Genomic DNA, 13,356 nt, shown 5'->3' with positions numbered 1-13,356 from the left:
AATCCTATTGGTAAATGATTATGGTGTATTTTGCGATGCTTCCATGATTCGTTTGTTTCCTTTATACAAATCCCATATGGTCCAAGCTAAAAGAAGTAGTACACCAATAATGATCACATAGGCAATGTTGTGCGCTGTTGTTAGTTCTGTTTGATTGGGATTGTCACCAAAAAAAGCTTCCATCTGACTTGGGAGTCCAGTTAAGTTGAGGTAAGTTAAGGCAATAACTGAAACCCAGCCAAAGAATTTAACAAGCCCATTGTTTTTAAAGCGATGCCCCATTTCAGCTTCGCTGTTTGTCATCATAAGGAGTGGAATCATTGAAAAAGGTAAGGCAAAAGCTAAGAATACTTGAGAGTTATTCATTAAATTGTTAAGCGCTTCGTGTTCTTCTAATGTTCCTTTTTTACTTGTCATCATGACACAGATAACAACAGGAATGACTGAAATTAAACGTGTCACTAGACGTCTTAACCATGTTGGAAGCTTCATATGAATAAACCCTTCCATGATGACTTGTCCAGTCAACGTTCCTGTAATGGTAGAGTTTTGTCCTGATGCTAAAAGTGCCACAGCAAAAAGAGTGGATAAGACACCTGATTTGGCAACAGAGACAAGAAGTCCATTACTTAAAGTATTAGGGTCTGACAAAGCTTCATATAATCCAAAGAATGACGGGTCTTTGACAGTGCCGGATTTAAAAACGGCCACGCCCATAATTAACAGTAAGGCATTGACGAAAAATGCCATAGTCAATTGAATATTTGAATCCCAAGTTGAAAAACGAACCGCTTCAGCAACATGGTTTTCATCAGAATGGTCAATTTTTCTTGTTTGAGACACCGCTGAATGCAAGTATAAATTATGTGGCATAACCGTTGCCCCAATAATTCCTAGTGCACCAGTTAAAGGTGTTTGTCCCCCGATTCTTGGTGAGTCAGCAAACGTATCCTTAGTAGGAATTAAGCCTTCAAAAACAGCTCCCCATGATGGATTTGATAAGGCAATTTGATAAATAAAGACAAAAAGAATGACAAAAATTAGGCAGACAACTAACGCTTCAATTTTTCTAAAACCGATTTTTGTTAAAAGTAATAGTAGCAAAACATCAAATACAGTAATAAGTACGGCATAGAGCAGTGGAATACCAAACAGTAAATACAAGGCAATTGCGGCTCCAATAACTTCAGCAATATCAGTGGCCATAATAGCTAACTCAGTTAAAATCCATAAGACAATCCCCAGTTTTTTACTCGTTCTAGCACGAATCGCTTGGGCTAAATCCATTTGGGTGACAATCCCTAACTTAGCAGCCATGTATTGCAAGAGCATAGCAACTAAACTAGACATCAAAATGACAGACATCAATAGATACTGAAAATTTTGTCCACCTGTAATGGATGTTGACCAATTGCCTGGGTCCATATACCCAACAGCAACTAACGCCCCAGGTCCTGAATAGGCGAGTAATGTTCGCCAAAATCCTTTTCCTACAGGCACCTCAACTGATCCATTTATTTCTTCTAAAGAGCGTCCATTTGTATGGGCGATTAGTTTGTGAGGTTCATGATTATTATGAGGTTCACTCATTTTACCCCTCCTTTATTTTTTTCTGTACATATCATACACTTAAACCTACAAATGTGAAAGTAAAGTTTATTGAATAAATAAAGTAGAATGTGAGAAATTGGGATTCGATTGACAGTGAGAACCTTTTTCATTTAGAATGAACATAACTATTTATAAAAAGTAAGGGGGAGATTGGATGAAGCGTATAATCTTTTTTATCTTGGGCTGTATAATGTTTATTTTGGGAACTATCGGTATCATCATTCCATTATTACCCACTGTACCATTTTATTTAGCCGCCTCTTTTTTTTGGCTAAATAGTTCAAAAAAAGTACATGATTATTTTGTTGCGACTAAATGGTACAAGCAATATGTAGAGGAATATATTGTAGAAAAAAAGATGACAAAAAAACAACAACTAAAAATATTAGTGACCGTGTTTTGTTTATTGGCTATTCCTTTTGTGATGGTGCCAAATACGATTATGAGGATGGCGTTGATTGTGGTCTTTGTAGGCCATGTCATATTCTTTAGAGTGTATTTTTCAGATAAGAGAAAAGCAAAACTATCAAAGGCAGAAGGAATCGATCTATGATTAATAAGCAATTAATGAATTTATTGAAAGATGATAAAAAATATATCGTTGGGATTGTCCTATCAAAATGGGGGACACTGTTAGCGAATATTGCAACAGTCAGCATTTTATGCGTCACGCTTGCTCAATATTATACAAAAAAAGAAGTCTCCCCATTGATGTTATTTAGTTTTGTCGGGGTGGTTGTGGTTAGTTTGATTGTTAAATCAATCGCTAATAATTGGCAATCCCACTGCACACATTTTGCATCGAGTCGTTTAAGACTAGATGTGAGAACAGCTGTATTAACCAAAAGTTTAGAAGTTGATGCGAGTCAACAAACATTAAATGATACTGAATTAACACAATTATCTGTGGAAGGCGTCGAGCAGTTAGAAAATTATTTTTCTCGGTTTATTCCGCAATTTTTTTATTGTCTGTTATCTAGTCTAACGGTGTTTGTTGTACTGGCATTTATGTATAGTAAGCCGGCTATTGTTTTGTTACTGTGTATTCCTTTCATTCCATTATCTATTATGGCTATTATGAAAATTGCCAAAAAGATTTTAGGCGAGTATTGGGACGGTTATTTGATTTTAGGCGAACAGTTTTATGAAAACTTGATGGGATTAACGACGTTAAAAGTTTTTTCTCAAGATAGAATGAAGCAACGTCAAATGGATCAGCGAGCTGAATCGTTTCGTCAAGCTACGATGAATTTATTGAAGATGCAACTGAATTCACTTATTGTGATGGATATTATCGCATATGGTGGGGCAGCGATTGGGATTGTTTTAGCATTGTCAGGTTATGTCAAAGGGGTGGTTTCACTACCCCAAATGCTAATTTTTATTCTATTAGCCGCTGAGTTTTTTATCCCATTACGTCAATTAGGGTCGTTTTTCCATGTGGCAATGAATGGTATCAGTGCATCAAAGCGGTTATTTGATTTCTTGGATACACCTAATAGTCCACTCTCTAAGTCTCGTGACGAGAAACATACAGCCGTACCAACTCGTATTGAAGTTGAACAGGTCTCGTTTAGTTATGACGATGATGAGCATTATGCACTAAAAAAAGTGAGTGCAGTATTTGAAAAAGGCTATCTATATGGCATTATTGGCCAGTCTGGCTCAGGTAAAAGTACGTTTAGTAAGTTGTTGACAGGTGATTATACGACTCCTTTAGGGGCGATTACCGGGTATGATAGTCAAGGAAATACGATTAGTTTATCTGATTTACAAGATGATATTGTTGTTGTGAATCAAAAAAGTTACTTATTTGAAGGTAGTATTAAAGAGAATTTGTTAATGGGACGAAAAGATGCCCAAGAAGATGAGTTGTGGCGTGTATTAGATAGTGTGACATTATTTGAATTTGTAAGAGCCCAACCGGAAAAATTAGATTATGTCATTCAATCAAATGGTAAAAACTTGTCAGGAGGTCAGCGTCAGCGTTTGTTAATTGCTAGATCTTTATTAGCAGATAAGACGATTTATGTATTTGATGAAGTCACATCAAGTGTAGATAGTGATAGTGAAAAAGCGATATTAGACGCTGTGACACGATTGGCAAAAGACAAAATAGTGCTATTTATTTCACATCGTTTGTACACGGTAAAAGAGATGGATAGTATTTTAGTCTTTGATAATGGTGAATTAGTAGAAGTTGGAACGCATGATGTATTGTCTAAACAATCTAGTGTGTATCAACACTTTTTATTATCAGAACAAGAGTTATTGGAAGGGGGATTGGATTATAATGCGTGAAACACTTGATACCATCAAATGGTTGTTATCCTTTATAAAAAAAATCCCACTTCGCGTGATGACGGCAGTGCTGTTAGGTGTGGTAAGTTACTGTTGTGTCATTTATATCCCTTATGTGAGTGTGACAACAGTAGTAAATAGCTCGCATATTAGTAATTTTTCATGGCTGATTTTTAGTTTAGTTGTGGCTGTTGTGTTACGTGGTGTGGCAAGATATGGCGAGCAGTACATGAATCATTTTATTGCGTTCCATACTTTAGCAGACGTCAGACACGTACTATTTAAGAAATTACGAACGTTAGCGCCAGCGAAATTGTTAAATAGAGCAAAAGGTGATTATATTGCGTTGATTACTAGTGATGTTGAGATGCTTGAAATCTTTTTTGCTCATACAGTGTCACCAGTATTGATTGCTAGTATTATGGGACTTGGATTGGTTATCTATTTTAGTAGAATTCATCTTGTTCTTGGGCTGATCGCGTTAGGAGTGTACTTATTGATGGGCGTGTATCTTCCAAGTATTCAGTACCGACAAGCGAAACAAATTGGAGATGATTATAAGGCTAGCTTATCTCAGTTAAATCAATCTGTGATCGAAATGAGTGAAGGAAAAAAAGATATCAAACAATATGGCCTGAAAGAACAAATGCTACAACGATTACGTCAACGTGGCGAAACACTCAACCGAGTATCACTGAAAAAAACAGGTCAACTGCGTAACATTCAATGGTACATGGAATTAATTATGGCTTTAGGGATGATTTGGTTTGTCTTATTTGGCATTGTCCTATCCGTTCAACCAGATAAATTAATTATTGCCAGTGTTGTATTTGTCAGTTCGTTTGGTCCATTTATCCCACTTAGTATGTTGGGAAATGAGTTACTTTCGACTTTTTCTTCTGCAAAACGATTAAAACAAGTCATGGCAGAAGAGCCAGCTGTTTTAGAGATAACACAGGCAGACTCTTTATATAAAGATGACTTTGCTCAGTTATCGGTTAATGACGTGTCGTTTGGTTATGTATCAGACAAATTGATTTTAGAAGATGTCACACTAGAGTTTCCTAAAACGGGCTTCATTGGAGTTCAAGGAGAAAGTGGACGTGGAAAGAGTACGTTGTTATATTTATTGATGCGATTTTTTGATACATTAAAAGGTGATGTTGCGATTAATGAGCGAAATATAAAAGAGATTAACACAAGAGATGTATATAGCATCGAAGGGTATATGTCACAAACCACTGATTTATTTACCGGAACGATTCGAGAAAATATTGGGTTGGGATTGTCCGATGCAAGTGATGAGATGATTGAAGAGGCAGCAAAAAAAGCGTCTGTTCATGAGTGGATTATGTCACTACCAAATGGTTATGAGACAGAAATCAAACAAGGAAAACGAGATATGTCTGATGGAGAAAAACAACGAATCGGCTTAGCTAGATTGTTTTTACATGACTCTCCTGTGATGATTTTGGATGAACCGACTAGCCACTTGGATTATTTAAACGAGCAAATTATACTTAGAGCAATCGAAAAAGAACGACATCAGCGCTTGATTGTGATGGTTTCTCACCGAGATACCTCATTAACACAAGCTGACGAGATTATCAATCTATAGAAATAACGACTTATCGTGAAGGTAAGTCGTTATTTTTTTTGATTATCATTAGGAAAAGGCTGATTTATAAAGTCATAGTGAATTAATTATCTAACTTTCGGTTTAATAACGTATAAAATGACTTTTTATACAAAAAGATTGAAATAAGTTAGTTATTTTTTTGACTAAAAAAATGAATGTGACCGAATTAGGGGAAAAGTCCATATCAGGCGGATTATCATCTCAATTTATTCGATAAATAGACATAATTTCCACAACTCGATAAAAATATGCTCATATTTAAGACAAAATTAAAGCGCAAATAAAACATAATTAGTTTAAATGTTATTGAAATTAAGCATTAATATGACATTTTTTCTACATTAGTACCAAAGATTGTTTTTGTAAAAAAAAAGAGTTATGATTTACTCACAAACGATATTAAAAACGAATTCATGAAAAATGGATGAAGAGGAGAGATGATATGTCATGAGTGCGAAAACAGCAACACCTAATAAAAAGTTGACGTTTACGTCAATTTATTTTTTGGGTATCAATGCAATTGTCGGGTCAGGAGCGTTCTTATTACCGCAACAGATTTATAAAAATATTGGGGTAATGAGTATTCTGGTTCTACTTACTGCAGCATTAACAGTAAGTATGGTTGCATTATGTTATGCGGATTTATCAAGTCGATTTTCAGGATCAGGAGCAGCTTGGTTGTATTCGTATAATGCATTTGGTAAATTTACTGGGTTTCAAATTGGATTATTTTCGTGGTTTTTAGGATGCCTGACATTTACAGCAGAATCTGTTGCCTTACATCGAACATTAAAAAGCATGTATCCGGCGTTAGATAACCCAATTGCGAAATATGCTTTTCCAATTGGTGTGATAGTTCTATTAAGTATTATCAATCTATTTGGTACAAGTATTGTTAAAAAAATCAACAGTGTGTCTTCAATTATTAAAATTGCTACGCTATTATTCTTCCTTGTTGTCGGTGTGTTCTTTATCAAAACAGCACACTTTACACCAATTGTCCCTGAAAATGTGAAAACAACAGGTAGCTTCTTTGGTCACTTTGGTCAAGCATTTAGTGTGGTATTTTACATGTTTACTGGATTCTCATTTATCCCAGTAGCAGCTGGACAAATGAACAACCCAGAAAAAAATATTCCAAAAGCATTAATCGCCGTTATGTCTAGTGTGACTATTATTTATGTGTTAGTACAAGCAACAGCGATTGGTATCTTAGGACCAAGTATTGCAAAATTTGATATTCCTATCGCGCAAGCACTGAATTCTTCTATTGGTCATTGGGCATATGTGCTTATTGTCATTGGTATGATTATTTCAATTTTTGGTGTGGCATTTGCCGTATCATTTAATACACCAGTTTTAGCTGCATCTTTATCAACAGAACATAATCTTTTACCATCAGCTGTTGGTAAACGAAATAAAAATGATGCACCTTATATTGCGGTCATTATTACGATGATTATCAGTATTTTCTTAGTGTCATTTAGTTACATTTTCTTAGTAGCGGCCATTGTATTAGCATCATTTATCCAATATGTTCCATCAATTTTAGCCGTGATTAAATTTAAACATACAAAACAATTTCCAAATAATGGGTTCTCTTTAAAGGGAGGAGATACCATTCCAATTATTGCGTTGATTATTTCAATGTATCTTTTAACTAACTTTAGATTAGATGTTTTATTACTAATCGTCGGTGTGTTTGTTGTTGGATTGATCATGTACTACACAAGTATCAAAAACAAACCAGACTCACCATCAGCACCACAAGCACCAAAAGGTAAAGTCGCTCAAGCAACCACAAAATTGGCTGACAAAGTCGCAACCACAACTCAAAGTGCATCAACACATGTTTCAACAAAATAAAAATAAATGAATGGAGTGTTCTATTATGACAAACGAATTAACTTTTGATCAAATTAACAACATGCAAGAACAATTTAACAATGACAGAGCAAATGAAATCGCCCAAACAGCTGCCACAACAAACGGTATTTTTAAAGCGTCTGAAAATATTCGTGCAATTGATGATGCGAACTTTAACTTTTCGATTGATATTGATTCACATAAAGTAACAAACCAAAATCAAAGTGGTCGTTGCTGGATGTTTGCTTGTTTAAACGTCATTCGTTTCCAATTAGAAAAACAATACAATATTGAAAACTTTGAATTATCACAAAACTATTTGTTTTTCTATGACAAATTAGAAAAAGCAAATTACTTCTATCAAAATATCCTTCAAACAGCCACAGAACCTATTTCTAGTCGCGACGTTCAATTTTTAATCAACTCACCACAACAAGATGGTGGCGATTGGAACTTAATCATCTCATTAGTAGAAAAATATGGGGTCGTACCAATTTATGAAATGAACGACTCAAGCTGTAGTATCACATCAGCTGAATTAAATACGATGTTAAATCGTAAATTAAGACGTGATGCTGTTGAGTTAAGACAACTTGTTAAAGACAATGCGACAGAATCTACTATTAAAGATTACATCGAAAAAAGTCTATCTGAAGTTTACAGATTATTATCAATTGCTTTAGGGACACCACCAAAAACAATTGACTTTACATTTAGAGATAAAGACAAAAAATACACTTCTTATCAAGGGTTAACACCACAACAACTTTACACTGACTACATTGATATTGATGTAACGGACTATGTTGGATTAATCAACGTTCCAGCTGAAAACATGCCTTTTGGTAAAGTTTACGAAGTGGCTTTATCAGGAAACATGGTAGGTGGAACACCAAACCGTTATTTAAACATTAAAATGGATGAGTTAAAACAAGCCACAATTAAACAATTAAAAGCTGGTGAACCAGTTTGGTTTGGTTGTGATGTGTTAAAACATTTTGACCGTCAAAAAGGGATCATGTCTCATGATTTATATAAATTTGAAGAGTTATTCAACATGGACTTTTCAATGACAAAAGGCGATCGTTTCAACTACAAAGAAAGCTTACCAACACATGCTATGGTAATTGGTGGCGTAAATCTTGTGGATGATATGCCAACTAAATGGAAAGTAGAAAATAGTTGGGGAGAAAAAATCGGTGACCAAGGTTACTGTGTGATGGATGACAAATGGATGGATGAATTTGTCTTTGAAGTCGTTGTGAAAAAAGACTATCTAACAGAAGACTTAAAACAAGCCTTAGTAACAGAACCTGTCGAATTACCATTTTGGAACCCTATGAACCCAATCGCTTAAGCGTGTATCAATAGAAAGAAGGAAATAGTATGTGTACAACCGTTGTTGTCGGAAAAAAAGCCTCTAGAACAGGGTCTACTCTAATTGCTAGAAACTGTGACTCTGAAGAACCTATCCAACCCGTTCGTTTTATTACTGTTGCTGAAGATGCTCATGTGAGTGGCACTTATAAAAGTAATATGACGAAATTTACTGAAAAATACCCAAACAAATCATTGAAATATACAATGGTGCCATTTTTGGATGAAAGTAAACTTGGTATTTTTGGTGAAGCTGGAATTAACTCAAAAAATGTGGCCATGAGCTCAACAGAAAGTATTTTCTCAAATACAGATGTTCTATCAATTGACCCATTAACTCCAGCTGGTTTAGGTGAAGATTCATTACTTAATATGGTCTTACCATATATCGAATCAGCAAGAGATGGTGTAACTTATTTAGGTCAACTGATTAAAGAACATGGTTCTCATGAAGGAAATGGTGTCATTTTTAGTGACAAAGATGAAGTATGGTATATGGAAATTCCATGTGGTCATCATTGGGTCGCTCAACGTGTGCCAGATGATTGCTGTGCAGTGATTGCCAACCAATCAATCATTGAAGAAATTAATTTCAACGACCCAGAAAACTTTATGTATTCTGAAGGGATTCGCGAATTTGTTGATGAGTATCAACTTAATCCAGATTATGAAGGGTTTAATTTCCGCCATATTTTTGGAACCAGTACAAAAGAAGACAGACAATACAATACTGCTCGCGTGTGGTATGGTCAAAACTACTTAGGTCATAAAGTAGAAGATCCTAGAAGTAGTGATATGCCGTTTGTCTTTAAACCAAATCGCTTACTGACAGTCAATGATGTGGCTGCTGTACTAAGTTCACACTTTGATGAAACAATCTATGATCCATTTAATCCTGAGAGCGATGTAGATCGCAATATATTTAGACCAATCTCTATGAACCGTACGGCTGAATCTCATATTTTAGAAATCAGAAACAACGTACCTGAAGAAATTGCTGGAATCATTTGGTTAAATAGCGCACCAACTGCCTTTAACCCGTATGTGCCATTCTTCGCTAATAGTTTAGATACACCAAAAAGCTACCGTGATACAACAGATAGCTATGATATTAACCAAGCCTATTGGATGTATCGTACGTTAGCAGTATTAGTGGAACGTGATTACAACAAATTATCTTCTGTAAACTTTGACTATTTAACAGCTGCTAAAACATTAGCAAAACATCTTGTCTTAGAAACAGATAAAGCTGTTAAAGAAGGCAATATTAAAAATATCGAAGAGTTCTTAACTGAACAAAATAATAAAAATATTGACCAAATGAACGAATTAGCGATGAAACATATAGGTGATTTGGTCCAAAAAGGTTTGGGATTATCTAAACTGACATTTGATATTACTAAAGACGTTTAGTAAGTCGCTAGAGAAGGATAATCTTTTAGGATTATCCTTTCTAACTTTAAAAATACGGAAATGAAGGAAGAGGGAATAATATGTGTACAACTGTCGTAGTAGGAAAGAAAGCAACCAAGAATGGCGCAACATTAATCGCAAGAAATTGTGACGCTGAGATTGTCATTGAACCAGTAAAATTTATTGTGGTTCCTGAAAATGATGTGACTGAAGGTGTGTATAAATCTTATTTAACTCATTTTAAGGAAAACTATCCAAAGAAATCACTCAGATATCAAATGGTACCTTACATTCAATATAAAAAATATGGCATCTTTGGTGAATCTGGTATCAACTCAAAAAATGTAGCAATGAGTGCGACTGAAAGTATCTTTAGTAACACACAAGTTTTAGCCATTGATCCTTTAACAGATGGTCTTGGTGAAGACTCATTAGTTAGTGTGGTATTACCTTATATTTCTTCTGCTAGAGAAGGTGTGACTTATCTAGGAAAACTTATTGAAGAGTATGGTTCTCATGAAGGAAATGGTGTCATCTTTAGTGACAAAGATGAGATTTGGTATATGGAAATTCCATGTGGTCATCATTGGATCGCTCAACGCGTGCCAGATGATTGCTGTGCAGTGATTGCTAACCAATCGATTATTGAAGAAGTTGATTTCAATGACCCAGAAAACTTTATGTATTCAGAAGGATTAAGAGAATTTGTTGACACCTATCATTTAAATCCCGACTATGAAGGATTTAACTTCCGCCATATTTTTGGTACAAGCTCAAAAGAAGATAGAGAATACAACACACCACGTGTATGGTACGGCCAAAATTATTTGGGTCATAAAGTAGAAGACCCAAGAAGTAGTGACATGCCATTTGTCTTTAAACCAAATCGTAAATTGAGCTATGAAGATGTGGGTGCTGTATTAAGTTCTCACTATGATGAAACTATTTATGATCCATTTAATTCAACAGATGATGCGTCTAGAAAGTTATTTAGACCGATTTCAATGAATCGTACCTCTCAATCACACATTTTAGAAATTAGAAATGATGTGCCAGAAGAGATTGCAGCTATTACTTGGATTAACAGTGGACCAACAGCCTTCAATCCGTATGTGCCTTTCTACGCAAATAGTAACGACACTGCACCATCCTACAACAATACAAGTATGACTTATGATATCAACCAAGCTTACTGGATGCATCGGACACTCGCTGTGTTAGTAGAACGAGATTATGACGTACTAAAAACAGTTAACTTTGATTACCTAAGTGCTGCTAGACAGTTAGCAAACCACATGGTATTAGAAACAGATCGCGCGTATAAAGCGATGCAGTCAGGAGATGTTACTGACTTTTTAACAAAACAAAACAAACAAAATGTAGAAGAGATGAATCATTTAACTATGACTCATATCGGCGAATTGGTTAAGAAAGGGTTAGGACTATCAAAACTCACCTTTGATATAACCAAAGACGTATAAAGATAAGTGAGGAGAATTTATCATGGACAACAAAAGTGGTATTAAAACACCTGTATCAGCAAGTGTTAAACCAGTAGCAAGTGAAACTCAAGCTACTAACACTGCAAGTAAAAAAGGTGCTTTATCAAAAATAACATTAGCAACATTTATTGGGTTAACATTTTCTCTAGTAGCAGGGCCTTATTACTCAACTTTAACTGCAACAGGCTGGAACATGTTTTTATTCATGGGTATTGCTGTGATTGGGTTTGCTTTACCAATTGCTTTAATATCTGGAGAGTTTGGGACAACATTTCCTGGTCAAGGTGGTCCAGAGTTATGGGTTAAAAATACCCTAGGACCTAAGTGGGGATTTGTAACATCTTGGCTCATTTGGGCAGCGATGTTTCCTTCTATGGTTGTAGTAGGAACTGGGTTTGCACCAATGGTTGCGTTATTACTGAAGAAAGAAAGTTTAATCGAGAATTCAATGTTTACATTGGCGGTTATTTTAGGATTAGTTTGGTGTATGACACTGTTGAATTTAAAATTTGACATGGCAAAAGTAAATGGTAAATTCGGTATTTGGTTAGGTTTGTATATTCCTGTTGTGATGCTATTTATACTTGGTGTGTTTACCTTTGTAAAAATTGGTTTAAACCCAGATAGTATATTAGGAACCTTTTCATGGTCAAAATTAGTTCCTAAATCGTTCACAAGTGGTTCTGGAATGTACTTTAGTGGGATTATCTTTATTTTCTTAGGAATAGAGATGTCTTCTGTGTTTATTACTCGTCTGAAAAAACCATCTCAACAATATGCTAAAGGTGTTATTACATCCCTTATCTTATTAGCATTGTTCTCATTGGTAAACTCATTTTTAGTAGCAAATGTTATCCCAGCAGGTAAAATCCAATTAAACAATGGTGCTCAACCATTACAATTGTTTGCTGATCGTTTAGGATTACCATATTTTGTTGTCCAAATCTTCTGCTTACTTTCTATTGTGAGTGTGTTGACTAACATGTCTACATGGTTCATTAGTGCACAAAAAACAATTACTGCAAGTGCAAGAGAAGGGGACTTCCCAGAAAAATTCAAATTCTGGAAAACAAATAAATTCAACTCATCAAATACCTTACTATTTGTGCAAGCTATTGCGATTACTATTTTATCAGGAGCATATGTTGTTATCCCTGGAATTAACAAAGTATTCGTTATTATCACAAATAGTGGCACAATGATCTATTGTCTAGCTTATACATTAATGGCTTTAGGATTTATTGCGATGAGAAGAAAATCACCTGATACAGAACACCCTTTCCGTGTAGGTAAAAAAGGAAATGGTCTTGGATTCTTCTTTGCAGGCTTACTGATGGTAACTATCGTGTTTGCTTTAACTTTAACCTTTATGAGTAATACGATTGAAAATTTAATCTTTGTTTTAATCTTTGTCGGTATTCTATTTAGTATCCCATTAATCATCTATAACAAGAAAAAAGCTAGCTGGTTAACTGACGTACAAAAAGAAATGGCCAAAGATAGCACACAAACAACAAATAAATAATGATGAAAGAACTGTTTATCTTTTTAGGTAAACAGTTCTTATTTTATACAACAATTTATTTAACTCACCATAAAAAAGTTGTGAGAGATTCACAAAAATAACGCGAGATATACATACAAAAG

The 13,356-nt window shown here is 35.0% G+C and carries 9 protein-coding genes; 8 read left to right on the top strand and 1 reads right to left on the bottom strand.

Going from position 1 to position 13,356, the window contains the following annotated elements:
• Positions 1-18: 18 nt before the first annotated feature.
• Positions 19-1,590, bottom strand: coding sequence for an Nramp family divalent metal transporter (locus BW731_RS05145; RefSeq protein WP_079346334.1), 1,572 nt, complete (start codon positions 1,588-1,590; stop codon positions 19-21).
• Positions 1,591-1,765: 175 nt separating this feature from the next.
• On the opposite strand from BW731_RS05145, the gene BW731_RS05140 reads away from it, so the two are divergent.
• The 8 genes from BW731_RS05140 (at position 1,766) to BW731_RS05105 (ending at position 13,234) form a co-directional block, all read left to right on the top strand.
• Positions 1,766-2,164, top strand: coding sequence for a YbaN family protein (locus tag BW731_RS05140; RefSeq protein WP_079346332.1), 399 nt, complete (start codon positions 1,766-1,768; stop codon positions 2,162-2,164).
• Entirely contained in the window at positions 2,161-3,912 is a 1,752-nt protein-coding gene (locus tag BW731_RS05135; RefSeq protein ID WP_079346330.1) for an ABC transporter ATP-binding protein/permease, read from the top strand. The genes BW731_RS05140 and BW731_RS05135 overlap by 4 nt, the downstream gene beginning before the upstream one ends.
• Positions 3,905-5,530 (top strand): amino acid ABC transporter ATP-binding/permease protein, encoded by a 1,626-nt coding sequence (locus tag BW731_RS05130; protein WP_158080164.1) that lies wholly within the window; start codon positions 3,905-3,907, stop codon positions 5,528-5,530. Before BW731_RS05135 ends, BW731_RS05130 begins: the two co-directional genes overlap by 8 nt.
• Before the next feature lie 468 nt (positions 5,531-5,998).
• A complete protein-coding gene (locus tag BW731_RS05125; RefSeq protein ID WP_079346326.1) occupies positions 5,999-7,417 on the top strand; it encodes an APC family permease in 1,419 nt (472 codons plus the stop codon).
• 25 nt (positions 7,418-7,442) lie between these two features.
• On the top strand, positions 7,443-8,774 hold the full coding sequence (locus BW731_RS05120) for a C1 family peptidase (protein ID WP_079346324.1): 1,332 nt from the start codon (positions 7,443-7,445) through the stop codon (positions 8,772-8,774).
• Between the two features lie 29 nt (positions 8,775-8,803).
• Complete coding sequence (locus tag BW731_RS05115) at positions 8,804-10,207, top strand: C69 family dipeptidase (RefSeq protein ID WP_079346322.1); 1,404 nt, start codon at positions 8,804-8,806, stop codon at positions 10,205-10,207.
• A gap of 80 nt (positions 10,208-10,287) precedes the next feature.
• On the top strand, positions 10,288-11,688 hold the full coding sequence (locus BW731_RS05110; RefSeq protein ID WP_079346320.1) for a C69 family dipeptidase: 1,401 nt from the start codon (positions 10,288-10,290) through the stop codon (positions 11,686-11,688).
• Between the two features lie 22 nt (positions 11,689-11,710).
• On the top strand, positions 11,711-13,234 hold the full coding sequence (locus tag BW731_RS05105) for an amino acid permease (RefSeq protein WP_079346318.1): 1,524 nt from the start codon (positions 11,711-11,713) through the stop codon (positions 13,232-13,234).
• Positions 13,235-13,356: the final 122 nt, after the last annotated feature.

Origin of the sequence: Vagococcus martis (genome assembly GCF_002026305.1) — a bacterium.
In the GTDB taxonomy this organism is placed as follows: domain Bacteria; phylum Bacillota; class Bacilli; order Lactobacillales; family Vagococcaceae; genus Vagococcus; species Vagococcus martis.
This window is presented reverse-complemented; position numbering and strand designations above follow the sequence as displayed.